Below are 26088 nucleotides of genomic sequence, written 5' to 3'. Positions count from 1 at the left end.
CGACGATGCTTTGGTGTTGCGGGATGGGTTTCAACGCAAAGACGCAAGGTCGCAAAGACGCAAAGGAAGAGACCAAGACCAAAATCTTTGCGCCTCTGCGCCTTCGCGCCTCTGCGTTTTAAATTTGTATGCCCCCACGGAGAAGCTCGATCAAGCCATCCGGAAAAATCTGGAGGTGCTTGGTTATGGGGAGTAGCTTGCTAGGCGACGATGCTTTGGTGTTGCGGGATGGGTTTCAACGCAAAGACGCAAGGTCGCAAAGACGCAAAGGAAGACAGTCAGAACAACATCTTTGCGTCTCTGCGTCTTCGCGTCTCTGCGTTTTAGATTTGTATGCCCCCACGGAGAAGCTCGATCAAGCCATCCGGAAGAATCTGGAGGTGCTTGGTTATGGAGAGTGATTTGCGGGCGACGTGGGAGTTATGCGGTGGAACCGCCCCGGCAGAATGGAGGTTTACAACAATCGAGAGTTTGCTTGAAGACTCAAGGAACGCGCTCGCGGTTGGAGTCATGTACCCCGGCAAAAACACCGCGGAGGGAGTTCCGCTTGTCAAAGTCTCAGATGTCAAGAATGGGCGAGTGCTTGGTGAGCCAGATTTCTTGATTAGTGCTAAAAAAGACGACGAGTACAGGCGAACTCGATTATCCGGTAACGAGCTACTCATCACACTCGTTGGCAATCCCGGCGATTGTGCTTTAGTCTCAGAGGAAATGGCGGATTGGAACGTCGCGCGAGCCATCGCAGTTGTACGCCTCGAAAACCCGGAACTTCGCCGATGGGTGCGGCTTGCACTGCTGAGCCACCCAGCTCAGCAATTCATGAACTCACGTTTCAATACAACGGTTCAGCGAACTCTAAATCTGAAGGACATTCGTGAGGTAGTTGTTCCTATTCCTCCGGACAATGTCCGCGAAGGAATTACGGAACTGGCATCCATAATCGATGACAAGATCGATTTGAATCGTCGGATGAATGAGACGCTGGAGTCGATGGCGCGGGCGTTGTTCAAGAGTTGGTTTGTGGATTTTGATCCGGTGATCGACAATGCCTTGGCCGCTGGCCATTCCATCCCCGAGCCACTGGCCGCCCGAGCCGAAACCCGCCGCGCCCTCGGCCCCGCCCGAAAGCCACTCCCAGAGAACATCCGCAGCCTCTTCCCCGCCACCTTCGCCTTCGATGAAGAAATGGGCTGGATCCCTGAGGGATGGGACGTGAAACCACTCGAAGATTCAATGGAAGCAATCATCGATTACAGAGGCAAAACGCCGAAGAAAACAACGAGTGGGGTTCCACTAATTACGGCTAAGATCGTTAAGGGCGGAAGAATACTGCCTCCGCAAGAATACATTGCTATCGAAGATTACGACACTTGGATGCGGCGTGGGATTCCAGAGCGTGATGATGTCGTAATGACAACGGAGGCACCTTTAGGTGAGGTTGCGCAATTGGATGGACGTAAAGTTGCATTAGCACAGCGAATCATAACTTTGCGGGGGGAACCGACCTTGCTCCACAATTCCTACCTCAGATTCCTTTTGCAGTCTCCGCAATTTCAGCATGACCTTCGCGGCCATGCTACGGGTACGACGGTGATCGGAATCAAGCAGAGTCAGCTACGAACAATTCAACTCCTTCTTCCATCTGTGGAATTGCAAAACGCTTTCGGCGACTCGGTAGTGCCATTAACCAACAGGATTAGTGAGAACTGGCAGAGTACCGCGGTGTTATCCAAACTTCGCGACACACTCCTCCCCAAACTCCTCTCAGGCGAACTTCGCATTCCTGAGGCTGAAAAACTGGTGGCGGAGAGCGTATGATGCGGTCGGACAAAGAAAACGCAAAGACGCAAGGGCGCAGAGTCGCAAAGAAGACATTGAAAAGTCGCGCGCATCCCCTTTGCGTCCTTGCGCCTTCGCGCCTTTGCGTTAAAAAAATGACTTCGGAGTAACGATTGATGACCGAAAACGAGATCAGCCAGGTAATCGTTTCCGCGGCCATTGAAGTCCATCGCACCTTAGGCGGCCCGGGTTTGCTTGAATCAGTCTACGAAGAAGCCCTGGCCTACGAATTGACACAACAGGGCTGCAACGTCCGACGACAAGTTCCCTCGCCCATTCAGTACAAGGACGTCACGCTCGCTACACCGCTGAAGATCGACTTGCTCGTCAACGACCTCGTCATTGTCGAATGCAAGGCCGTGACGCAATACAATTCAATCTTCGCCACGCAGCTACTGACATACCTACGACTGAGGAACCTCAAGCTGGGCCTGGTGATTAATTTCGGCGAAAGACTGGTCAAAGACGGAATTCATCGGGTCGTGCATGAATTATGAAAACGCAGAGACGCGAAGCCGCAGAGTCGCAAAGAAACATTCAGACATGAGTCCCTCCCCTTTGCGCCTCAGCACCTTTGCGACCTTGCGTTGAAAAAGTGTTGGAGCACCGTGAAATACACCGAAGCGAAACTCGAAGAAGCCATTATCAGCCTGCTGGGTGATCAAGGCTACCCGCACACACTTGGCAACGAGCTTGATCGCGAGCCCAGCGATGTACTGTTCCGCAGCGACCTACGCGACTATCTTTCGAAGCGTTACGCCGCCGACAACATCACAGCGGGCGAAATCGATTCGATCCTTCGGCAACTGGACGCACTCAACGCCGCCGATCTTTACGACTCCAACAAAACGATCTGCAAATGGGTCTCGGACGGCTTCCTGCTGAAACGGGAAGACCGCGACCAGAAGGATCTCTACATCCAACTGATCGACTACTCAGAGTCGCCTTTCGCTCCGCGAAAGATGCGTTCGGAAGAAACTCCAGACGGGGAGAAGCTAGTTTCGCGGAGCGAAAGGCGACAATCTAGCGACATGATGCTCGCAGCCGAAGCCAGAGTTGGATACGAAGTCGACGACACGAACATCTATCGAATCGTCAGCCAACTGGAGATCGAAGGCCGCGAGCTGAGGATTCCGGATGGGATTCTCTACATCAACGGCTTGCCGCTGGTGGTGCTGGAGTTCAAGAGCGCGATCCGCGAGAACGCGACTTTGCACGACGCTTGGAAACAATTGACGATCCGCTACGCTCGCGATATTCCCGAACTGATGAAGTACAACGCCCTGTGCGTGATCAGCGACGGGGTAAACAACAAGATGGGTTCGCTGTTTGCGGACTACGAGTTCTTCTACACCTGGCAGAAAATCACGGGCGAAGAGTCCGCCACGCGAGACGGTATCGATTCGTTGCATACGATGCTGCAAGGATTGTTTGACCAACGGCGTTTGCGGCAGGTGATCCGGCACTTTATCTACTTTCCGGATGTTTCCAAGGCCGAAGTGAAGATCGTTTGTCGGTATCCGCAGTTCTACGCGGCTTGCAAGCTGTATGAACACATCCGGCAAGCTCGCAAGCCCGATGGCGACGGCAAGGGCGGCACGTACTTTGGCGCAACCGGCTGCGGCAAGAGCTTTACGATGCTGTTCCTGACGCGGCTGTTGATGAAGAGCCTCGAATTCGAGAGCCCTACGATCCTGCTGATTACTGACCGCACGGATCTGGACGATCAATTGTCGAAGCAGTTCACCAACGCCAAGAACTACATCGGCGATCAAACTGTCGTGAGCGTCGAAAGCCGCGATAAGCTCCGCGAGTTGCTGGCCGGACGCAAGAGCGGCGGCGTTTTCCTGACGACCATTCACAAGTTCACCGAAGACGCTCAGTTGCTGACCGAGCGCAGCAACGTGATCTGCATTTCCGACGAGGCGCATCGCAGTCAGATCAATCTGGACCAAAAGCTGAAGGTGACGGACAAGGGAGTGAAGAAGACTTACGGGTTTGCCAAGTACCTGCACGATTCGCTGCCCAATGCCACCTATGTCGGCTTTACCGGCACGCCCATCGACGCCACGCTCGATGTTTTTGGCGAGGTGGTCGATTCCTACACGATGACCGAGTCGGTGAAAGATGAGATCACCGTGCGGATCGTCTACGAGGGGCGAGCAGCCAGGGTGCTGTTAGACAACAAGAAGCTGGAGGAAATCGAAGCTTACTACCAGCGCTGCGCCGACGAAGGGGCCAGCGATTATCAGATCGAGGAGAGCAAGAAAGCCTCGGCCCAGATGAATGCCATCCTGGGCGATCCCGACCGCATCAAGGCTCTGGCCGCCGACTTTGTGGCTCATTACGAGAAACGAGTCGAAGAAGGTTCGACAGTCGAAGGCAAGGCGATGTTTGTGTGCAGCAAACGCGAGATCGCCTGGGACTTCTTCAAGGAAGTGATCGCTCTGCGTCCTGAGTGGAATGAAGTCCGCGAGTGTGCCGAGGGCATCCAACTGTCTGAGACCGAGCGCAAGAAGATCAAGCCGATGGAGCGGATCAAGATGATCATGACTCGCGGCAAAGATGACGACAAGGATCTGTACGACCTGCTGGGCAGCAAAGAGTATCGCGAAGAACTTGCACGCCAGTTCAAGGACGCGAAATCGAACTTCAAGATTGCGGTCGTCGTCGATATGTGGCTCACCGGATTTGATGTGCCCGAACTGGACAGCATCTACATCGACAAGCCGATCAAACGCCACAACTTGATTCAGACGATTTCCCGAGTGAACCGCAAGTTTGAATCGAAGCAAAAGGGTTTGGTGATCGATTACATCGGCATCAAGTCTCAGATGAATCTGGCGATGGCTCACTACAACAAAGCCGACGAGCGGAACATCGAGGACATCCAACAATCCGTCGTGACCGTGAAAGACCACCTGGACCTGCTTCGCCAGCTATTACAAAAGTTCGACACCTCGGACTATTTCAACGGCGATTCTGTCAGCCAGCTCGCTTGCCTCAATCGTGCGTCCGAATACGTCATGCTTACGGACAAGATCGAGAAGCGTTTCATGGCTTTGGTTCAGCGTATGAAAGCGGCCTATGACATTTGTTGTGGCAGCGAGGGCCTAACCCAGAGCGAGCGTGATCACATCCACTTCTATCTGGCCGTTCGCTCCATCGTGTTCAAGCTGACCAAGGGTAACGCCCCCGACGCCGCTCAGATGAACGCACGCGTCCGAGAGATGATCGCCGAAGCACTCAAGAGCGACGGAGTCGAAGAGATCTTCAGTATGGGCACGGTCGACGGCATCGACATCTTCGACGATGACTACCTCGCCAAGATCGAGAAGATCAAGCTGCCCAACACGAAGATCAAGTTGCTGCAGCAGTTGCTGGCCAAGGCGATTGAGGACTTCAAGAAGACGAATCGATCCAAGGGGATCGAGTTCAGTAAGAAGTTCCAATCACTGGTCGATCGCTACAACGAGCGGGACGAAGAAAGCGTGCTGGTCAGCGATGTAACGAGTGATTTCACTGATTACGTCACGGATGAACTTTTCAACCGGTTCGCGGAGCTAGCGAGAGAACTTGGTGATGAACGAGGTTCATTCGCAGACCTTGGAATCGACCTCGAAGAAAAAGCCTTCTACGACATCCTCAAAGCCCTCGCCATCAAGTACGACTTCACCTACCCCGAAGACAAGCTGATCGAACTATCCAAAGCCGTAAAGCTGGTCGTCGATGACAAAGTCAAATACACCGACTGGAGCCAGCGCGACGACATCAAAGCTGAACTCAAAGTCGATCTCATCCTCGTCCTAGCCGACCACGGCTACCCACCCGTTGACCGTGACGAGGTCTACAAAGAGATCTACGAGCAGGCCGAAAATTTTAAGAAGCACCGATCGAGACAATCGTAGGGCGACTCTTGCGATACTCAATCCGCTCATTTCGAACGATTCAACTACCGAAGTTCAAACCTGAATTCGCCAGCCTTTAGCCACGGCGAGCCTTCGAAGCTTTTCGCCAGTCTTATTCACGGCGCTGCTGCTGTGCGACGTAAAGTCAATCGCTACATGATCGGGGAACGGTTCGAAATCTCCGCTGGCGGGTCAATGCAGCGAATCGCCGCCTGCAATGGCGGTACCAACGTTGGTTCGAATTCAGCCTACTCAAAATCGTCCATGTCGAAGGACAAATCGGACGCCGCCGGAGAGTCGCGGTCGACGACATTGGGATCCGACGATTCGTCGGGCGTCGCTTTGAAACCTTCACCACGACGGACGCGGATTCGACCGCCGCTGATGTCGACCACGTGTACCGCCTTGCCGGCATCCACGGGGCCATCCAGACATGTGACGTCCAAGGCGTCGCCACCGATCCTGGCACGACCGCTTGGCAACAGATCCGTCAACGCATCACCGGATCGTCCGATCAAATCCGGATAGGCCACCCCCGATTCGGTCACCTTTTGCGGTCGCTGCGGATCGGCTTGACCGGGGCGTCGATTCAAAATGCGGCGTCCGATCGGCGTGTGTGGCCACAACTTGATCACCAGCATCAGCACCACCGGCGTCGACGCCATGATCACCAACGAATAAACCGTCCCCAAAAAAACGCTGTGCGAAAACGCGGTCACCAAACAGGCGACCGCCGATGCCACCGCCGCAACGCCTATTAGGCCACCGCTTGGAACCAGAAACTCCAGCACCAACAGCACGTAAAACAGGATCAACAGGCCGAAGGAGTAAGTGGATGCCATCACGTCGCTTCTTCGACCACGATCCGATTGCCCAAGACTTTGATCACGCGAACGGTCGCGCCGCGTTCGACCGCCTGGCCGTCGCTGACCACCGCCACGACGCGTTCACCGATCCTTGCTTTACCCGACGGCCGCAACGGCGTCATGGTCGTCCCGGTCTGTCCCAACAAGTCTTCGAAATGGGCCAAGCGTTCCTGCTGGTCGATCAACTGCGCATCGGGTTGTTCCATCACCAAGGTATTCAGCACCGGCAAATGCGGCATGAAGTAGCGTATCAGCGCGAACCCGGCCATCGTGCTGGCCAATCCGCCAAGTGCCATCCAAACGCTGCGGGTCAACACTTCGACCTGATACACGTTTCGCGGCACCACAAACGTCTGGCTCATCAAAACCACCGCCAACATCGTCAGCAGCAAACCGCCGATGCCAAAGACCCCCAGCCCAGGAACCACAAAAAACTCAATCGCGATACAAACCAACCCCAACACCAGAGCCAACAATTCCAACCATTCCGCGGTCCCGTTCAGATACTGGACCCAGAAAAAGAAACCGAAACAGATCATCGAAACGAAGCCGGGAATCCCCAGCCCCGGCGCACTCATTTCAGTCGACAGCATCATGAAGCCGATCATCAACGCCAGAAACGCCAGACCCTGACGACGGCCGATACTTTCGACCGCCCGCACGATGCCTCGGTCGGCCGCCGGTGCGGGCACCGCGGACAACCCGGCCTGTGCCGCCACCTGATCCAAAGACGATGCGATGCCATCGGCCAAACCCAACTGCACGGCTTGCTCCGCCGTCAGGCCGCTGGACAAATCGATCGCTTCGCCTTGCATCCAACGGTCACGTTCCAAATCCGGATCGTCGGCGTCGTCGACCAGTTGTTGCTGCGTCGCATACCGCACACGTCCGGTCTGTTTGTTGGTGTACCGGAACACCTGTCGTTGACGATCCAACAGCCCCATCAACAACCCGGCCGATCGGTTCGTTCGTCGGGCAATCAATTCGATCAATTCGCGTTGATCGGCCACCTGTTCCGGCTGGATCGAATCGGCACCGGGACCACCCAGCTTTGCATCGGGCGACAGATACAACGGCTTGCAAGCGGTGGCGATGATGGACGCATCACCGATGGCACGACCGGGAACAAAACCGACCACTCGTTGCAGCGGAGGCGTCGGGCTGGCAAACCATCCCGCCAACCCCATGCTTTCGCCGAAGCTACCACCGTCGGAATCCACCGAAACCAGCCAAGTGTTCACATCGCCGGATAAGGTCGCGTTCAAATTGCTTTGCCAACGCTGTGACTTGGCCGTCGTCACCGATCCGATCATTTCCAACAAGACGCCGCGTCGATCCGAGGCCCCGTCGTCAGTCGCCAAAGGACGCAATTCCCTTAGATCCAATCGACTGGCCAGGCTTTCGCGAATCTTCTGCGCGGTCGTTTCATCGTCGCGTCGTCCGGTCGCGATGACGTCGGTGGCCACACGCAGATCACGAAGCTGGACGGCAGACACCGACAACGCTTCGCCGGACGCTTTCCAGATGTCTTCTTCGATGACGTCGCCACTTTGCCGCATCGATTGCAATTCGTCGCCGGTCACCAGCGGTCGCCCGCCATCGGACGTGGTCAGACGCACCAATTCGCCATCCGGATCCACCAGAGCCGACACCAACGATTCGGGAAACAAACCGCGACGTTTGGCGATGGCTTGATAAGCGGCCTGGACCGTTTCGTCGATCGAATCTTGTTTCGAATCGAATCCGACCAACACGGCGTTGTTGGAAAGCATCAACCGTTCCACGGCCGCAAGCGGCAAGACCGCGTGCCGGGTGATTTGCCCGTCGACAAACGCGACGATCCGCAACCGACGGTAATCCGGTGAATTGATCCGGCGGGCCAGACGCAACGCTTCTTCGAATTCCGTTTGCACGTCTGACGCGGATTCGCGAAAGGCAAGAACGACGGTGCGACGGGAATCGCTGGGGGTGGATTGTGCCAACTGATCCAAGCCGGCCAAGACGTCATCAACCAGCCCACGCGAAAACGGGGGTGCGATGTCGATCCAGACGCCTTGCCCCGCTGTGGGGTCGATGTCGTCGCTATTTTGCGCAGAAATAGCCGACGAAAGCCCGATGGCCCCGATGATCCAAACCGCAATCACGATCGTTCGACGAACAACGCCCATGACCGACTTTGTTTTATAAATCCATGACGTGCACCCGATGACGGACCGACCGGCATCGACCGGTGCAACGTGTGCGACACGTCAAACACAGTCTGCGGGGGTGCGTTTTCCCTACTGACGCATTGTATCGCGACCGCCAGTGGGTTCGCCGGAATGACGCCAATCCTGGTGTACCATTCGGATCGCTTCGGGCAAAGCTTGGCATTCCTGCTGAAAGACTCGGTCGGCCAACGCGTCGGCGTCATCCCCCGGCCGTACCGGACAGCTTCGCTGCCACAGAATCGGCCCATTGTCGTAATGGTTGTCGACAAAATGGACGGTGCATCCGCTGATCCGCACCCCACGGTCGATGGCCGCCTGATGCACTCGGTGACCATACATTCCCTGGCCGCCGAAAGCGGGCAACAGCGACGGATGGATGTTGATCACCCGATTTTCGAAATCCGTGGGGATCAAAACGTGTTTCAAGAACCCCGCCATGACGACCAGCTCCGCGCCGGCGTCTCGGCACGGATCAAACATCGCCCGACAGTATTCCTGGGGGTCGGGATGATCCGATTTGCGAACCACGCGGGTGGTGATGCCCGCCGATTCCGCGATCTGCAGTCCTTTCAAACCGCTTCGGCTGCCGATCACCAATCGAAAATCGATCGGCAATCCGGATTCATCGCGGTGCCGGATCAGGTTGGCCAGCGTCCGTCCGCTGCCGCTAAGGAACACCGCCACACGCAAAGGTTCGTCGACGCCGGGACGATCGGAATCCGGTGGCGATTGTCCTGCATTCATCAGCCGTCAACCTTTCGCACGTACACCGATCCCAAGTCCGACTTCGCGGCATCGACGCCATCCAACGCGGACGTGGTCAATGCGTCGGCCAAGGTTTCGCCCTTGATCAATTCGGCGTGTGCATCGATCGCCGCGTTGACATCATCGTCATCGCTGACGATGCCGATTTCGATGCGGTCGGTATAGTTGCAATCGATGCGTTTACGTTCGTTCTGCACCACGCGGATCAAGTCCTTTGCGGCACCTTCGCGACGCAATTCATCGGTGACCTCGGTGTTCAGCACCACGACGCACTCGCGTCCCTGGGCGGCCGCCCAGCCGTCGCGTGCCTGCAATCGGACTTCGATGTCATCGTTGTCCAACTCCACCGATCCATCGCCCAGCGACAGCGTGACCTTTCCGTCACGCTGCAGAAGGGCCAGCAATTCATTCCCGTCGGCTTGGGCCAACGCCTTCTTCACTGCGGGGACTTGTTTGCCGACCTTGGGCCCCAAGCGTTTGAAGTTCGGCACAACCGTGTATTGGACATACTGATCGCCCTCGGTCGTGTATTCGACTTGCTTGACGTTCAATTCTTCCTTCACCAATGCGTCATGACTCTGCAGCCACTGCACCCGGTCGTCACTGGCCAAGACGACTTCGACTTTCGACAGCGGCAAACGTACCTTCAACTTCGCATCGGCGCGGGCACTGCGTCCCATCGACGCAATTTCACGCAGCAGCGACATCGAATCGGTCAGGTTGGCATCGATTCGTGACGAGTCCGCTTGGGGATAGTCGCACAAGTGCACGCTGGCCGCTGCGGTGTCGCCGAACGGTTCGGCCAAGCGGCGCCACAACGTTTCGGCGATGAACGGCACGAACGGCGCGATCAGCCGGCTGACCTGCAACAGCGATTCGTACAATGTCCAATACGCGTCATGCTTGTCGGCCGAATCTTTGTCCGACGCCCAGAAACGATCGCGGCTGCGACGGACGTACCAGTTGCTAAGCCCGTCCACCAAGTGCGTGATGGCTTCGCAAGCGTTGTAATTGTCCAGCGCATCCATCCGCTCGGTCACGGTCTGGATCGTCTGGTTCAGTTCCGACAGGATCCAGCGATCAATTTCGCTGCGTTGATCGGCCGGACGATACGTCGGTGCCGACGCCAAGCTTTGGGGGCTCAGATTCGCATCGGCCGCGGTCGCCACCGTTGGATCGAAGCCGTCGATTTCGGCATAGATCATGAAAAAGCTGTACACGTTCCAAAGCCGTAACAAGAATTCGGGGATCGAATCCTTGATGGCTTGCTCGCGATACTGGATCGCCGTCCAAGGCGTCTGGCCGCTGAAGAAGAACCATCGCAGGGCATCGGCACCGTAGCGGTCAAAGATCTCATCGGGTTCGCGATAATTCTTTTCCGACTTCGACATCTTCTTGCCGTCTTCGCCCAGCATCAGCCCCAGCACAATGCAGTTGCGATACGGATGCGGATACGGCAGATCGGGCTGCAACGATTGCCCGGTCGGTTGATGTCCTTCGGCGACCAACGAACCGCCTTCGCCGAACAGCATCGTGCTGATCGCCAGTTGACTGTAAAACCAACCTCGCGTCTGGTCCAAAGCTTCGCTGATGAAATCGGCCGGGAATTGATCGGCAAACAGATCGTCGTTTTGATGTGGCCATCCGTACTGGGCGAACGGCATCGCGCCGCTGTCGTACCAGCAATCGATGACCTCCGGCACACGCCGCATCCGTGCACCGTCGGCGAACGGCGAATCGTAGGTAACGTCGTCGATGTACGGCTTGTGCACTTTCAAGTGTTCCGACAAATCCGGGTCAGCCGCTTTGGCTTTTTCCCACGACTGTGTTCCGTCGACGCCCGGTTTGGCCAACAGTTCGTCATAGCTGCCGATCGCTTCACCACGCCCGGTCGATTCGCAAACCCAGATCGGCAGGGGCGTACCCCAGTACCGCTCGCGCGACAGTGCCCAGTCGACGTTGGACGCCAAGAAGTTGCCGAATCGGCCGTCGCGGATGTGTTCGGGTTGCCAACCGATCGCGGCGTTGTTCTTCAGCATCAAGTCTTTGAACTTGGTCGTGCGGATGAACCAACTTTGACGCGGATACTGGATCAACGGGTCGCTGCTGGCACGCCAACAGAACGGATACTCGTGCAGGTATTGATCCAACAGCAACAGCCGGCCACGTTCCTTCAGCATGCGTGAAAGCGGTTTGTCGGCGTCTTTGACCCAAACACCCACCACCGAATCCAGCGCGGCATCGCCGGCGACTTCGGAGGTGAATTTGCCGTCCGGTCCGACGGCGCACAACAATTCCGGACGGCTGTCGTCGGTGAAACGCAACCGTTGTTGGACCAGAACCTCGTGGTCGACTTCACCAAAGGCGGGCGCCTGGTGGACCAAACCGGTACCGCTGTCGGTGGTAACAAAATCGGCTTCGACCACACGCCAGTACAACGATTCGCTGCCGCCGTCGATCAGCTTGCCTTGAGGGTCGCCCAGTTTGTTCTTGTAAAAATCGAACGGCGGTTCGTAACGCAAACCGATCAGTTCATCGCCGCCGACGGTACCGATGACCGGCAGTTCGCGTTTCAGTTTGCCGGCGATCGTTTCGACCAAGTCGCTGGCGATGACCAATTCGCTGTCGGTTTCGTCGTCGCGACAAATGCTGTACGTCAAATCCGGATGCACCGCGGCGTACATGTTGCTGGGCAGCGTCCAGGGCGTCGTGGTCCAGACGACCAAGTTGCGTCCCGGATGGTCGACCAGCGGGAACAGAACGTAAACGCTGGGGTCGGCCACCTCTCGGTACCCTTGCCCGACCTCGCCGGCCGAAAGCGCCGTTCCGCCTTGGGCCCACCACCACACGATCTTGTGACCTTGATACAGCAGTCCGCGATCGAACAGGTTTTTCAGACTCCACCAAACGCTTTCGACATAGCTTTGGTGATACGTCACATAGGCATCATCCAGATCGACCCAGAAACCCAGACGCCGAGTCAACTGTTGCCACTGTTGGATGTAGCGAAAGACGCTTTGTTCACATTTTTGGATGAACGGTTCGACGCCGTAGGCTTCGATTTCTTCCTTGCTGTGGATACCCAGGTCCTTGCCGACTTCGACTTCGACCGGCAAACCGTGGGTGTCCCAACCGGCTTTGCGTTGGCAACGCAGGCCCTTCATCGTCTGATATCGGGGAAACACGTCCTTGATCGAACGCGTCAAACAGTGTCCCGGGTGGGGCAGCCCGTTGGCGGTCGGCGGGCCTTCGAAGAAAACGAACGAATCGGCGTCTTTGCGACGCGAAAGCGACTGGGCATAGATGTCGTTCTGGTCCCAGAATTCCAGCACTTCTTGCTCAAGCGACGGAAAGTTCGGGCTGCCGTTGGGGGCGCGAAACGGACTGGCGGAATCGGACATCGGGGTTCAGGCATCCAGGCTGCGAAGCGGTAAAGCCCCATGTTTTAGATGCCTGGCGGCTGTTTCGTCAGCCCCGGACTTCATCGGCACCGGGCGGAATCGTGTCGTCGGCGACCCAGAAGTATCGCCATGGGCGGCGGACTGCGAGTTGATGACGGTGGGTCAACCCCGGCGGAAACGCGGCGCCGGTAAAGAAGGCTCGGTCGGCCGGCGGACTTTAAAAGAAAGGAGACGACCCGCGATCTGGCGGTTCACTCGGGGCCGGTCCGAATTGCCGCCAGCAGACACCAGCGATGACTCGGATCCACGTGCTGGTGGACTATTCGGCAGGCGGGTCGCGGCGGAACACCGCCACCACATCTTCCACCGGGATCACGAACAACTGGTTGTCGTGCTCCAAATCCACCGGGATCGCGTTTTTAGGGTGGAACAAGATCTTGTCGTACTGGCGAAGCGGCAATTCGTCGTCGTTTTCGACCACCGCGCTGATCGTCACGATGCGACCGGTGATCGTCGGGATCTCCGCCGCATCGGGAAGCGCGATGCCGCCACGGGTTTCGCGTTTCGGTTCGTCTTTGCGAACCAACACACGATCCCCGATGGGTTCGACGTACTCAAATCCGGTGTTGGAATTCTTCTTCTTTGCCATGGCGCAATCGTAGCGTCCGCCCTAAGCGGTGCCCAGGCCGGACACGACCGGTTGCGATACCGCAAACCTTGCCGCCATCTCGCGGCAATTTCAGAATCCTCAACCAGCTTTCAGACATCCCGCAAACGGGACGCCGAACCTAGTTCGGCACGAAGGTCTTCGAATGGGCTTCGCGTTGGGCCAGCTCGTAATCGTGCTGGGTCATGATGCGAGCCAATTCCTCCAGATCCGTCGTGGCCGTCCAGCCCAACTTTTCTTTCGCCTTGGTGCAATCACCCAGCAACAATTCGACTTCGGCGGGCCGGAAGTAACGCGGATCGATCTCCACGTGGTCTTCGTAATTCATGTCCAGTTGTTCGAAGACCAGACGACAGAAATCGCGAACCGTTTCGGTGCGGCCGGTGGCCAGGACAAAGTCATCCGGTTCGCTGTGCTGCAGGATGCGCCACATGCCTTCGACATAGTCTTTGGCGTAACCCCAGTCTCGCTTGGCGTCCATGTTGCCCAAGTACAGTTTGTCTTGCAGACCGACTTTGATCCGGCCGGCGGCACGCGTGATCTTTCGCGTCACAAACGTTTCGCCCCGACGTTCCGATTCGTGGTTGAACAGGATGCCGTTGCTGGCGTACAAGTCGTAACTGCGACGATAGTTGACGGTTTGATGGAACGCGTAAACCTTTGCACAAGCGTAGGGCGATTGCGGGTTGAACGGCGTCGTTTCTTTCTGCGGCGTTTCCATCACGTCGCCGTACATTTCGCTACTGCTGGCTTGATAGACACGCACCGATTTTTGCTTGTCCAGCAACCGGGCGGCTTCCAAGACATTCAACGCGCCGACGCCGACGGCCTGCAGCGTATAAACCGGCTGGTCGAACGAAACGCGGACGTGACTTTGGGCACCCAAGTTGTAGATCTCATCGGGCTGGATATCCAACACCAAGTTGGTCAACGCTTGCCCGTCGGTCAGGTCACCGTAGTGCAGCAATAGGTTCGGGTTGTCGTGCACGTCTTGATAGATGTGATCGATCCGTTCGGTCGAAAACGTGCTGCTTCGACGCACCAACCCGTGCACCGTGTACCCTTTTTCCAACAACAGTTCCGCAAGGTAACTGCCGTCTTGGCCGGTGATCCCGGTGATCAATGCTGACTTGGTCATGACGGTAAAGGCTCTAACCTGAAAAAGAAAAGAAGGATGGGTTGGAACGGATCGGGGATCGATCAAACCGCCCGCAATTGGCCGGCCGATTGTTCCGCCAGGAATGCTTCGTAGGTGCGACGCAGCCCTTCGGCCAAGTCGACACGATGCCGCCAACCGGACGCTTGCAAGCGATCCACGTTGGTGCACTTGACCGGCGTGCCGTCGGGACGTGACGGGTCCGTTTCGATCTTACCTTCAAAGCCGACGGTTTCGGCCACCAACTTGGCCAAATCTAAAATCGTTTGATCAACACCGGTGCCGACATTGACCCAATCCGGCGGGTCGTTGACGCCCAGCAAATGCACCAAAGCATCGGCCAAGTCATCGACATACAAAAATTCGCGACGTGGTGATCCCGTACCCCAGATCGTGACCGTTTCGGTGCCGTCCAATTTGGCTTCGTGGAATCGGCGGATCAACGCGGGCAACACGTGGCTGTGTTCGGGATGATAATTGTCGCCAGGGCCATACAGATTGGTCGGCATCGCACTGTGGAACATCACGCCGTATTGGCGACGATAGTACTGGCACAATTTCAGCCCCGCGATCTTGGCCAACGCATAGGCTTCATTGGTCGGTTCCAATGGCCCGGTCAAAAGCGAATCTTCGACGATCGGCTGGGGACAATCGCGGGGATAAATACAGGTGCTGCCCAGAAACAGAAAGCGTTTCACTTTGCTGTGATAGGCCGCCTTGATCGAATGCGTCGCCATCAGCACGTTGTCCGACAGAAACTCCACCGGATACGTGTTGTTCGCAACGATCCCGCCCACCTTAGCGGCGGCGAAAACCACCGCATCGATCGATTGGCGGGAAAAAAAGTCTTCCACTGCGGCCGCGTCTGTCAAATCCAGATCATTCCGACTGGCCGTCACAACCTGCACATCTTCACGTTCCAGACGCCGACAAACGGCGCCGCCGACCATGCCGCGATGGCCGGCCACGTAGATACGCTTCAATTCGGGGGGCAGTGTGGATTCGCTCATACCGCAAAAGCTACTCAAACGGCAGCGTTTCGTCACGCCAAGACCGTGTGAAAGTTTCGGGGACCCGCAATCGGAATCCAAAAACACAGGCTGGTGGGGTCGTATCAGCCGTTGGGATGACGCCGGACTTGGCGGTTGGGCACCGCGGCGAAGCAGGCGTGGACAGGGGAACCCTGACGGTCGATGAACCTTTGCAGCGGTCAGGGCTGATCGCAGAATCCCTCTCATCACATGGGCAGATGCGCACGATGCGTAAGGAAATCAAACGAGCACTACTGGTCTGGCCGCTGGTCGCCTCCTCCACGATCTCGTCGATGACTTGGTTCTCGACGCTTGATCTGGCGGCATTGCGGAGCCGCGCCGGCAGCGCGGCGGTCGAATTGGTCACCCAAGCCAACTCCATGGCAAAGCTGGTCCAACCCCAGATCGCTCCGGCACGACGAACCGTCGACGGTTCCCTGGTGGCATTGCGGCAAAGTTGGCCGGTGCTGAAGAATCCGCTGTCCGGGCGATGGAACCGATCGGAACCGTCCGTCACGCGACCGACCACACCGGATGCGTCGGACATTCACGAATTCGTCATCGGTGGACCGACCAATGTGATCGCGCGTGCCCCGCGGCTGAACACCAATCGTGAATTGGCCGGGCTATCGATGCTGCGAAGCGAAACCTACGGGACGGCGGATTCGATCCAATGGGATGCCGTGCCGTTGGGGCCGCGAACGGTCACCGCATCGACGCGGCGGGAACACAAAAGTGTGTTGCCGGAATCCATTCGCGTCCTGGGTCGCTATCGTCCGGACAGCCAACCGCTGGGAATCGATGGCACGGAAACGGATACCGACAAGCCCGATGGCCCCCCCGCGCCGCCGACCAAACCGGAACCGATTTCCCTGGGCCAAGCACCGGCGGCCAAGCAGACGCCCGACACGCAACCGGAATCGGAAGCTCGTGACGTTGCCGCCGCCGACCACCACAAGGGCGACACGCATCCGGCGGGCTGGCCCGAGGCGGCGGCCCTGCACGAAATGCTGAACGACTTGGCGGGGATCGCAACCGACGGCGATTTCCCCCTGGCCCAAGACGGCGCCTTCGCCGAAGATCCGGCCGCCCGTTGGGCCGGGCAGGTCGAAAGTCGTTTACGACGCTTGGAATCGTTCGACTGGCTGGGCGATCCCGACGCGGGATCCACCCTGCAGCAGCTGGCGACGTTTGCCGAAGCCGGCTTGCAACTGGCCGAACAAGTCGACGATCGCCAACTGCAAGTCCAGTGGCTGCGCACCGCTCACGGGCTGAACCGACGCTTGGCGGTTTGGGGCGCGGTTTGGAAGGTTGTTGATTCGGGGGCTCGGCAAAGTATCGATGGATCGCAGCCGGTGTTTTCTGTGTTGGCCGATTCGGGTGCCGCACGGAAACTGGCCAATAAGATTGCCGGACTGGCTGATCATGTGGAATCCGAGCTGGCCCGATCGAACGACCCGGGCGGCTGGCATGAATTCCTGCTTCTGGATGATATCCGTGCGGCGGTGGACAACGGGTCGCCCGCCGCGCGTGCGGAAGTCGCCCAGCGGTTCTTGTCGCGATTGCAGTGGTACGGATTACAGCCATCCCAGCGTCAATGGCTGGACCGACCGGCGGTCAACGAGCTTGCCGATTCACTTCGCACTTGGTCGGCCACTCCGATCGACTATGCCAAGCTGGTCCGTGATCTCGAGCGTCAGGAAGACAATGCGATCGACTTGAGTGCGATCGACGTTGCCGATGCCGTGCAGTCACTGCGTTTCAGTGGACGCGAAGCATCCGTCGCGGTCGCCAAGTCGATCACCACGCACTATCGCAACGCCAACATGCGGTTTGCGGTGACCGACCAATTGATGCGTCGTCTGCTTCCTCCGGTGCAACCCCAGGTTCAACCGGTACGTACGACTTTGTTGGGCAGTCGCGTGCGGGGAACCAGCCAGATCAACAGCGATTTGGACCTGCGGCTGGTGCCATCGCGTGATCGCTGGTCGCTCGAATTGTTGACCCAAGGCGACGTATCCACTCGCGCCGTCGGCCTGAACGGTCCGGTCGCACTGCGAACCGTCGCCAACAGCAACTTCCTTGCCTCCACGCCGATCCAGTTGACCACCGACGCGGTGAAAATCGGTTCGTCGTCGGTCTCGGTGAACAATCAAACGCGTTTGCGAGGAATCCGCAGCGACTATGACGGATTGCCGATGATCGGATCCCTGGTCCGCAGCATCGCAGCGGGCCGGTACGCCGATTCCGCGCCGATCGCCAATCGAATCACCGAAAGCCGGATCCGACAAAGCATCTCGGGCGAAATCGATCAACAAGTCCAAGAAAAGGTCCGCAAAGCCACCGGCCAATTCAGCGACGTCGTGGTCGGACCGCTCGGACGCATGGATTTGGAACCGATGGTCGTCGACATGGAAACGACGCCATCGCGTTTGCTGGCTCGGTACCGTTTGGCCGGCGACTGGCAGATGGCCGCGTTCACCCCACGACCGCGGGCGCCCCACAACAGCCTGATGAGTCTGCAGTTGCATCAATCGGCGATCAACAACACGCTGGAACAAATGGTGCCTCGTGACGAACCGGCGTCCATTCGTGACATGGTCGATTCGGCGATGTCCCAATTCGGTGTCGATACACGGCCGATCATCGCGGACCTGCCCGATGATGTGACGATCCAGTTCGCACCGACGCGACCGATCACGGTGGAAATCGAAGACGATCGATTGTGGTTGACGCTGCGAATCGTCCAACTGAAAGGCGAGGACGGTTTCGAACTGCGGACCTTCATCGTGCGAGCAAAATACCGCGCCGAATTCGATGGCAATCGTGCCTACCTGGTTCGCGACAGCGGCTTGTCGATCCAAGGACCGCGAATGAGCATGCGACAGCGGCTGCCCGCACGAGCGATCTTTAACAAAGTCCTGGATGACGATCGTCCGTTGCCGTTGACGATGCCGCAAATGGCCAACCACCCGGCGGTGCAAGACTTGGAAGTGTCGCAGTTGATCCTGCGTGACGGCTGGATCGGCCTGGCAATGGGTCCCGCCGATGCGTCAGCTTCGTCCGACGATGAAGACGTCGTCGCCAGCCTGGACGCACCAACAAATCGGCGTTGAGACCAGCCGAAAAGGATTCGTCGGGCGTTACTGCGTCGTTCCAGTGAAAGTGTCACTACGGTCGACGCATCGTTCTGGCCCGAGCGATGCTTTCGATGGTCACTTCACCGTCAACCGGTCCATCGCATCGGCTTGGCGGTAGGTCGCGGTGACTTGCTTTCGTACTGCATCATCGGCGTCCACGATCGTCAAACGGTGGGGCGCCCGCAGCGAAACCAACACGGGCAGATCACCGTACTTGGCCGCCCCGGGAACAAAGGCCGCGTCGGTGTAATCGTCCACCGCCGCGAATCGGAAACCATCAGGACGAAGCCAACATTCGGTCACGTCCGAGCCCGCCAGCATCGCGGCCCCCGCGACCCAAGCGACGTGCCGACCGGATCCCGCCAAGACCACCGGTCCATCAATGCCGGCGGCCAAGTGTGCCAGGTGCCCCGACCGACGCACCACCAGCGGCGGGTTGTAACCAAACGTGAACCCGGCGTACCGCTTGCCATTGGCAACAATCGGCTGTTCATCCTGTGACGAATCAAATTCCGGACGGACCAACCGATACCCCTGGTCCAACCATGCTTTCAGTTCGTCGGGCAAATCCCCCTGACCGCAATAGATCAGCGTCCCGACCGAATCATTCGCATCCGAGCCCCAATCCGCACCCGTGGTCTGCTCGGCATCACGCCCGGCTTGCTTCATCGATTCCTGCGGCACCGTCAGCATGATCGACCAGGGAATCCCGAAATCGTGCCGAAACTTTGCGAGCGATCGCTCGGGTGCATCAACTTGGTACGGCGGCAGCGACGCTTTCAATGCTTCGTCCGCCGTTTGCTTCCACCACGCCAGCACCCGCCGTTCGTGCGGAACACCCGAATCCGTCGGCGCCGGATGTTGTTGGTTCCACACCGACGTTTCGGCTTCGGTCGGCGGAACCATGTCGGTTTCCACCAACGGGGATTCCGGCGGCAACGACAGATGCGTGGCCATCCACTGATACATGGTTTCCCGAGTCACGTAGTTGTAATTGTGCGGAAACTGCAACAACGGCCGACACATCACGTGTTTCGGTTGCCCCAGCATCGTGTACAGCTTGACCAGTTCCGGAAAACCGTCACTCATCATGTCGCGAGTCCAGTCGTCCGCCGCGGTCATGCCTTGAGGCTTGGGTGCAAACAACGCCGCCAATTCGACATTGCCCGTCCCGATACGCAGGTAGTTCGCGTTTTCGCAATAACATCCGCCCTGCATCGATGTCGAAACCATCCCGTTGGGAAAGCTGACCGAAACACGATCGTCCAGGGCGCCCAATAGAATGGTTTGGGTTCCACCACCGCTGCCGCCCGTCACGGCCAATCGATCCGGATCGACGTCATCCAACGATTCCAAAAAGTCCAACGCACGGATCGCATTCCAAGTTTGCCAGCCCATGATCGATTGCAGATTCAATTCGGCATCGACGCTGTACAAGCATGGCGCACTGCGGTTGGATTCCTCGGGCCGGGCTTTGGCGTGACGATGGGCGACTTCGAATCCGATCTGCTGGGAATCGGCATACCCCAGCATGTCAAACATGAACACGACGCATCCCATCCGTGCCAGGTGCGCACAACGGGCGTACTTTGGATTGCGCCCCGATCCCTCGTACTTCTCTCCGCCAGTTTTCAAATTCTTCTGCAAGTCATCGTCACTTAACTGCATGGTGCGACCGCCGTGACCATGAGGACTCAGGACGCCCGGTCGCTTTCCGTCGACGACCGCCAAATCGTTTCCGGCAGCCGGCCGGAACAACTGGCCGGTGACGAAGTGGCCGGGAAAGCTTTCAAAGTACACCTTTTCCGTCATGAACCCGTCATGTTGCACGGGGCCGTGGATCGTTGCTTTCAAAGGTGTCTTGGACGGATACGGCCACAAGCCGGTCGCGACACGAATCCGATGCCGCAGCGTCGACGCCCGTTGATTCCATTGCTGTACCGTGTCAGGAACATCAAATGGAAAGTGATCGTCCAACGTTTTCAATTCGACATCCGCGGTGGACGCTTCGTTGGCAGACGTTGCCAAGTCGGATGCAAACGACAAACAGATAATCAATGCGACAGCCAGCCAACCGCCGCCGGAAAACAATCGGTGCGACATCATCGATTCTCTTGAAAAACCTTGGGGCCCCTGTCCAACAGTAGACACCAACCCGTCACGGCTGTGGGCCATCTGCGGCGCGGTTACACTTGAGACCGATACCCCACCAACTTTCTGCTATTGTCCCCGCCGACATCCGCCGAGGCCCACCGTTGAAAACCGTGCTAGTCCAAGATCGCCAGTCCATGGGACGCTTCGTTGCCGACGCTGCGGCCGATGTCCTACGCAATGCCATTGCTGATCGCGGAAACGCTCGTTTGATCGTCGCCACGGGCGCGTCACAGTTCGAAGTCCTGCAACAACTGGTGACTCGTGATGTGGATTGGTCCGTCGTCGACGCGTTTCATTTGGATGAATACATCGGGATCGACGCCGACCATCCGGCTTCGTTTTGTGGATACTTGAAACAGCGGTTCGTTGATCATGTCCCGCTGCGATCGTTCGCCTACTTGCCAGGTGACGAAGACTCCGCCGAAGTCATGTCCGACGTCGGACGGAAATTACAGTCCGCGCCGGTCGACCTGGCATTGGTCGGGATCGGCGAAAACGGCCACCTGGCTTTCAATGATCCGCCGGCCGATTTTGACACCGACGCCCCTTACATCCGCGTTGCATTGGACGAAGCCTGTCGCCGGCAACAAGTGGGCGAAGGCTGGTTCGCCGGACTTGATGACGTGCCCACTCACGCGATCAGCATGTCGATTCGCCAAATCATGAAGACGTCCACGATCCTTTGCAGCGTGCCGGACGCACAAAAAGCCGACGCGGTCCGCCGCACCTTGCTTGACGACATCGGCCCTGAAATTCCGGCCAGCATTCTGCGCCGCCACGACGATGCGACGCTGATCATCGACCGCGCATCGGCCGCCAAGTTGCCGCCCGAAGTTCTTCAGGACTTGGAATCAACGGCGTGATTCAGAACAGGCAAACGCAACACGACGACGGCGATGATTCGACACCGAACGATTCGGCACCGGGGTATGTCGACCTGCAAGTCAACGGATTTGCGGGCGTGGATTTCAACAGCCACGACACCACCACCGACGACATTCATCGGGCATGTCGCAGCATCCGCGATGACGGGGCAGAGAAATTTTGCCCCACGGTGATCACCGACGATTTGGACCGAATGACATCGCGGATTCAAACGTTGGTGCGTGCCATCGACGAAGACGCCGCCACCGCCGATTTGATCGCGGGCATTCATGTCGAAGGCCCCTTCATCAACGCGGCTGATGGCTATGTCGGGGCTCATCCGGCCGATCAAGTCCGCGCGGCCAACGTCGACGATGCCAAGCGATTGATCGACGCGGGTGCCGGTCACGTCCGGCTGTTCACTTTGGCCCCGGAACAGGACGCGGACGGATCGGCGACGCGATACTTGGCGGACCAGGACATCATCGTCGCGGCCGGACACAGCGATGCGTCCCTTGATGACCTACACCGTGCACTGGACCATGGACTGTCGCTGTTCACCCACTTGGGCAACGGCTGTCCCGGATCCCTGCCGCGGCATGACAACATCATCAATCGGGTACTGTCGGTCTCCGATCGGTTGGCCGTTTCCTGGATTGCCGACGGGCATCACGTGCCGTTTTTTGCGTTGCAGAACTACTTTCGCGTTTGCAACGACGATCAAATCATCATCGTCAGCGATGCCATCAGTGCCGCGTCCTTGGGACCGGGCCGACACCGCTTGGGTGATCAGTGGGTGCACGTCGATGACGACGGCGCCGCTTGGTCGGCCGATCGAAAACACTTTGCCGGTTCCGCAACATCGCTGGCGACCATGGTGTCGTTGATGCAACACCATCTCCGGTGCACCGATGTGCAACTCCGTGCGTGGACACGAACCAATCCACTTCGCTTGCTGGGAATGACATGAAAACGATGATTTCCGTCACCGCGGCTTATCTAGCGATGACCGCATCACTGACTTGGTCGGCCGACAAACCCAACGTCGTGATCATCTACACCGATGACCAAGGCTTTGGCGACGCCAGCCACCTGAACGATCAAGCCAAATTCCAAACACCCAACATCGATCGCATCGCCGCCGAAGGTATCTCGTTCACCAACGGGCACTGCAGCGACACGGTGTGCACCCCGTCACGGTATGGCTTGCTGACGGGACGTTACAGCTGGCGGACGCATTTGAAACGCGGCGTGATGGGGGCCGAAGGCAAGTGTCTGATCACCGATGACCGATTGACTCTTGCATCGATGCTTCGTGATGCGGGCTATCGCACGTCGATGGTCGGCAAGTGGCATCTGGGCATGGATTTTCCTGGAACCGCGGGCGACCGAGATTGGTCACTGCCGGTGCAAGACATGCCGCTGGACAAAGGATTCGATGACTTTTTCGGCATCCCGGCATCGTTGAACTACGGCGTGTTGGCTTGGTTCCGTGGTCGACACGCGGCGGTGCCACCGACGGTCTTTACCGCAAAGAAGCCGAACCGACGTCACGTCGATTACCGCATCAAACCGCCCTATCAAGACAGCCCCGAAGCCACCCGGAAAGCGATCGGCAAACGCGGCATGGAAGTCGCCCCCGATTTCATCGACAACCAATGCCTGACACGCTTTACCGACGAAGCGATGGCGTGGATCGATCGGCATCGACAAAGCGACCAATCCGACCGGCCGTTCTTCTTGTACCTGCCGCTGACGTCGCCGCACTATCCGGTCTGCCCGCTGCCTGAATTTTGGGGACAAGGCGAATGTGGCGGTTATGGCGAATTCATGATCGAAACCGACCATCACGTCGGTCGCCTGCTGGATCACTTGGACCAGCACGAATTGGCCGAAAACACGATCGTGGTTTTCACCAGCGACAACGGGCCGGAAAAATCGTGGCAACAACGTATCAACGATTTTGATCATCGCAGCAACGGTCCCTGGCGCGGCGGAAAACGCGACATCTACGAAGGCGGACACCGCGTCCCGTTCCTGGTCCGCTGGCCGGCGGGAATCGAATCACCCGGCCGACGCGACGATTCGCTGGTGGGACAGATCGACTTGGTCGCCACCATCGCCGAAATTGTCGGCACCGATTTGCCCGACAATACCGCCGAAGACAGCCACAGCTTCGCGGCGGTCTTGAAGGATCCCAACGCCGTCATCCAGCGCCCGCCCATGATTCATCATTCATCGGCCGGCCGCTTCGCAATCAACGACGACGGCTGGAAACTGGTCATGCCGCACCGAAATTCGGGTCTGGAACTATATCACCTGCCCAGCGATCCGAGCGAATCAACGTCGGTGGCCGACCAAAACCCCGAGGTTGTCGATCGATTGACCGCAGCCGCCACGGCGATTGTTACCAGCGGTCGCACCGGAGATGGACCGGCGGTTCCCAATGACACCGGTCACTGGGACGACCTGACCTGGCTGAGTGCAGACCAGTACGATGCGTTGTCGGCACAATAGCTGACAACGCACCCGCTGGGCATTGCGAAGATTACTCAAACGGCGACCTGCAGCGAACTGGACGCTTCAATCCAACGCCGGACGCGACGCAGACTGGGCAAACGCCGGCCTTTCATTTCACGTTGACCGCGACTGCTGAGCGCGAAACGTTCCAAATCACGGTGCAGCATCGCCGGCGAATCGATGGCCAACGCGCGAATCGACTTTCGGTGAATCGACACCAATAACGATGCATCGCGAGGCATCAATCCAGGCACGGCCGCCGACAATCGGATCGCTTGTTGGTATCGACGCAGCGTGGCCTCGGCCTTGGCAGGGGCGCCCATCTTCTTGGCGATCGCCAACGGTTCTGCCGTCATCAAGTCACCCGCGGTGATCACGCCGACCGAAGCCAAGCGATCGCAACGTCGATCCGTGCACAGTTTCGTGTGCTTCAGATTCATGCCCAACACTCGTGCACGATGACTGGGCGTCGGACGTGACGCATCGGATGTCAACGGACCAGCCGGCACCGACTGTCCCATCGGATCAGCCGCCACCATCGGGTTCGTGTCGGCGGCAACCTTCGCCAGCTTCTTTGACGAACGACGCCGTCCTGATTGGCGAAGATCGGCAAACAAAACGACTTCCGCATCACGCTTCATCGCAGATTCGTCACCGCAATGATCCGAGGCAGAATTCCATTGACCCCAAAACTTCAGAAATGTTCGCAGCATGCTTGACCACCATCCATGGACGTCAGGGAACGAAGAAAAGACAAGGAGAGAGAAAAAGAGGAGATTCGGGATCCTGTCGAAACCATCATCACTGGCCGGGTACGAGATCAATCGCGATACAAATCGTGACACCAAAGCAAAGTGAATCCGGTCCGCCGATCCGACCCGCTGCATCCCGGCAGCGTCCGAACGAAATCACCGAACAATCCGCTGTTAAAAAATCAGGTCGCCCGGCCGCCAGATCAGATTCCTAAGGGACCTTGAGCCAAAACTTGCGATTCGCGAAAAGTTTGCCAGAAACGGCCCACAAGCGACGGGTCAAAGAAAGCCTGGGAAAGGCGTGAGAATTTTCCGGCGAGCGTTCGCGGCCGGGCACGTCTTGTGCGCCGGCCCGTGAGGTTGTCGAGAGCTGCCGCCATGACCGGATCACCCCGGCCGACGACCGCCAACGATGTCAGCCCGTGGCCGCAAGCTGACCGCGTCACACCCCACGCGAAGCGAACTCGCGGAGTCGGTGTTTTCGAAACCCGCACAGGCCGAGTCCCGATTCATCGATTGGTCTTTAAATCTTTGTCCGACATAAACTTACGCGGACAACAGCCGGCGAAAATCGGCCCCGTTTCGGGGAACCGTTGGCCGACGAACACTAAGGTACGCCCTGCGAATCGCGGGTCAACCGCAGTTCTTTCAAATCGCCTTCCACCGTCTGCGGCTCCGATCCTAAACGTCCCGCGCCAAACCATTTACGAAATTTCCACCATTTTCGGGACGGCCGGACAGACTTAACGCAAACCACCCAAACACCCCATCCGACCAAGTAAATGCTGGCATCGAAACGGCACCCAGTGAAGTCA

At 57.9% G+C, this 26088-nt stretch carries 16 protein-coding genes; 7 read left to right on the top strand and 9 right to left on the bottom strand.

Features of this window, described 5'->3' with window-relative positions:
• Nucleotides 1-510: 510 nt before the first annotated feature.
• The 3 genes from Mal65_RS11115 to Mal65_RS11105 all read left to right on the top strand — a co-directional run bounded on the left by Mal65_RS11115 (nt 511) and on the right by Mal65_RS11105 (nt 5747).
• Nucleotides 511-1818: a restriction endonuclease subunit S gene (locus Mal65_RS11115; RefSeq protein WP_165701204.1), complete on the top strand. Its 1308-nt coding sequence runs from the start codon at nt 511-513 to the stop codon at nt 1816-1818.
• A 137-nt stretch (nt 1819-1955) separates the two neighbouring features.
• Complete coding sequence (locus Mal65_RS11110; protein ID WP_145297255.1) at nt 1956-2336, top strand: GxxExxY protein; 381 nt, start codon at nt 1956-1958, stop codon at nt 2334-2336.
• Nucleotides 2337-2447: 111 nt separating this feature from the next.
• A complete protein-coding gene (locus tag Mal65_RS11105; RefSeq protein WP_145297252.1) occupies nt 2448-5747 on the top strand; it encodes a type I restriction endonuclease subunit R in 3300 nt (1099 codons plus the stop codon).
• Nucleotides 5748-5995: 248 nt separating this feature from the next.
• On the opposite strand, the gene Mal65_RS11100 is transcribed toward Mal65_RS11105, so the two are convergent.
• The 7 genes from Mal65_RS11100 to Mal65_RS11070 all read right to left on the bottom strand — a co-directional run bounded on the left by Mal65_RS11100 (nt 5996) and on the right by Mal65_RS11070 (nt 15822).
• A complete protein-coding gene (locus tag Mal65_RS11100; protein WP_145297250.1) occupies nt 5996-6589 on the bottom strand; it encodes an NfeD family protein in 594 nt (197 codons plus the stop codon).
• Nucleotides 6589-8781: an NfeD family protein gene (locus tag Mal65_RS11095; RefSeq protein ID WP_145297248.1), complete on the bottom strand. Its 2193-nt coding sequence runs from the start codon at nt 8779-8781 to the stop codon at nt 6589-6591. Before Mal65_RS11095 ends, Mal65_RS11100 begins: the two co-directional genes overlap by 1 nt.
• A gap of 111 nt (nt 8782-8892) precedes the next feature.
• The gene (gene purN / locus Mal65_RS11090; RefSeq protein WP_145297245.1) at nt 8893-9567 is read right to left on the bottom strand and encodes a phosphoribosylglycinamide formyltransferase; all 675 of its coding nucleotides are present in this window, start codon (nt 9565-9567) and stop codon (nt 8893-8895) included.
• On the bottom strand, nt 9567-12989 hold the full coding sequence (gene ileS / locus Mal65_RS11085) for an isoleucine--tRNA ligase (RefSeq protein WP_145297242.1): 3423 nt from the start codon (nt 12987-12989) through the stop codon (nt 9567-9569). Before ileS ends, purN begins: the two co-directional genes overlap by 1 nt.
• Nucleotides 12990-13308: 319 nt before the next feature.
• Nucleotides 13309-13638, bottom strand: a complete 330-nt coding sequence (locus Mal65_RS11080; RefSeq protein WP_145297239.1) for a co-chaperone GroES — start codon at nt 13636-13638, stop codon at nt 13309-13311.
• A gap of 139 nt (nt 13639-13777) precedes the next feature.
• Nucleotides 13778-14794, bottom strand: a complete 1017-nt coding sequence (gene gmd, locus Mal65_RS11075; protein ID WP_145297236.1) for a GDP-mannose 4,6-dehydratase — start codon at nt 14792-14794, stop codon at nt 13778-13780.
• A 62-nt stretch (nt 14795-14856) separates the two neighbouring features.
• Nucleotides 14857-15822, bottom strand: a complete 966-nt coding sequence (locus Mal65_RS11070; protein ID WP_145304843.1) for a GDP-L-fucose synthase family protein — start codon at nt 15820-15822, stop codon at nt 14857-14859.
• Nucleotides 15823-16070: 248 nt separating this feature from the next.
• On the opposite strand from Mal65_RS11070, the gene Mal65_RS11065 reads away from it, so the two are divergent.
• Nucleotides 16071-18959 (top strand): hypothetical protein, encoded by a 2889-nt coding sequence (locus Mal65_RS11065; RefSeq protein ID WP_145297234.1) that lies wholly within the window; start codon nt 16071-16073, stop codon nt 18957-18959.
• A gap of 99 nt (nt 18960-19058) precedes the next feature.
• On the opposite strand, the gene Mal65_RS11060 is transcribed toward Mal65_RS11065, so the two are convergent.
• The gene (locus tag Mal65_RS11060; RefSeq protein WP_165701203.1) at nt 19059-21089 is read right to left on the bottom strand and encodes a glucuronyl esterase domain-containing protein; all 2031 of its coding nucleotides are present in this window, start codon (nt 21087-21089) and stop codon (nt 19059-19061) included.
• Nucleotides 21090-21271: 182 nt separating this feature from the next.
• Between Mal65_RS11060 and Mal65_RS11055 the strand changes: the two genes are divergently transcribed.
• Genes Mal65_RS11055 through Mal65_RS11045 form a run of 3 tightly spaced genes read left to right on the top strand, consistent with a single transcriptional unit; the run spans nt 21272 to nt 24518 of the window.
• Nucleotides 21272-22000, top strand: coding sequence for a glucosamine-6-phosphate deaminase (locus tag Mal65_RS11055; protein WP_145304842.1), 729 nt, complete (start codon nt 21272-21274; stop codon nt 21998-22000).
• Complete coding sequence (locus tag Mal65_RS11050; protein ID WP_196784759.1) at nt 21997-22971, top strand: N-acetylglucosamine-6-phosphate deacetylase; 975 nt, start codon at nt 21997-21999, stop codon at nt 22969-22971. The genes Mal65_RS11055 and Mal65_RS11050 overlap by 4 nt, the downstream gene beginning before the upstream one ends.
• Nucleotides 22972-22976: 5 nt before the next feature.
• Nucleotides 22977-24518: a sulfatase family protein gene (locus tag Mal65_RS11045; RefSeq protein ID WP_196784758.1), complete on the top strand. Its 1542-nt coding sequence runs from the start codon at nt 22977-22979 to the stop codon at nt 24516-24518.
• Nucleotides 24519-24553: 35 nt separating this feature from the next.
• Here Mal65_RS11045 and Mal65_RS11040 read toward each other — a convergent pair whose 3' ends face one another.
• Nucleotides 24554-25234: a DUF4332 domain-containing protein gene (locus Mal65_RS11040; protein ID WP_165701202.1), complete on the bottom strand. Its 681-nt coding sequence runs from the start codon at nt 25232-25234 to the stop codon at nt 24554-24556.
• Between the last annotated feature and the right edge of the window lie 854 nt (nt 25235-26088).

Origin of the sequence: Crateriforma conspicua (assembly GCF_007752935.1) — a bacterium.
Taxonomy (GTDB): Bacteria; Planctomycetota; Planctomycetia; order Pirellulales; family Pirellulaceae; genus Crateriforma; species Crateriforma conspicua.
This window is presented reverse-complemented; position numbering and strand designations above follow the sequence as displayed.

Coding starts and splice junctions, on each gene's coding strand:
- Mal65_RS11115 (WP_165701204.1), top strand. CDS start 511: ATGTACCCCGGCAAAAACACCGCGGAGGGAGTTCCGCTTGTCAAAGTC.
- Mal65_RS11110 (WP_145297255.1), top strand. CDS start 1,956: ATGACCGAAAACGAGATCAGCCAGGTAATCGTTTCCGCGGCCATTGAA.
- Mal65_RS11100 (WP_145297250.1), bottom strand. CDS start 6,589: ATGGCATCCACTTACTCCTTCGGCCTGTTGATCCTGTTTTACGTGCTG.
- Mal65_RS11095 (WP_145297248.1), bottom strand. CDS start 8,781: ATGGGCGTTGTTCGTCGAACGATCGTGATTGCGGTTTGGATCATCGGG.
- purN (WP_145297245.1), bottom strand. CDS start 9,567: ATGAATGCAGGACAATCGCCACCGGATTCCGATCGTCCCGGCGTCGAC.
- ileS (WP_145297242.1), bottom strand. CDS start 12,989: ATGTCCGATTCCGCCAGTCCGTTTCGCGCCCCCAACGGCAGCCCGAAC.
- Mal65_RS11080 (WP_145297239.1), bottom strand. CDS start 13,638: ATGGCAAAGAAGAAGAATTCCAACACCGGATTTGAGTACGTCGAACCC.
- gmd (WP_145297236.1), bottom strand. CDS start 14,794: ATGACCAAGTCAGCATTGATCACCGGGATCACCGGCCAAGACGGCAGT.
- Mal65_RS11070 (WP_145304843.1), bottom strand. CDS start 15,822: ATGAGCGAATCCACACTGCCCCCCGAATTGAAGCGTATCTACGTGGCC.
- Mal65_RS11065 (WP_145297234.1), top strand. CDS start 16,071: ATGCGTAAGGAAATCAAACGAGCACTACTGGTCTGGCCGCTGGTCGCC.
- Mal65_RS11060 (WP_165701203.1), bottom strand. CDS start 21,089: ATGATGTCGCACCGATTGTTTTCCGGCGGCGGTTGGCTGGCTGTCGCA.
- Mal65_RS11055 (WP_145304842.1), top strand. CDS start 21,272: ATGGGACGCTTCGTTGCCGACGCTGCGGCCGATGTCCTACGCAATGCC.
- Mal65_RS11045 (WP_196784758.1), top strand. CDS start 22,977: ATGATTTCCGTCACCGCGGCTTATCTAGCGATGACCGCATCACTGACT.
- Mal65_RS11040 (WP_165701202.1), bottom strand. CDS start 25,234: ATGCTGCGAACATTTCTGAAGTTTTGGGGTCAATGGAATTCTGCCTCG.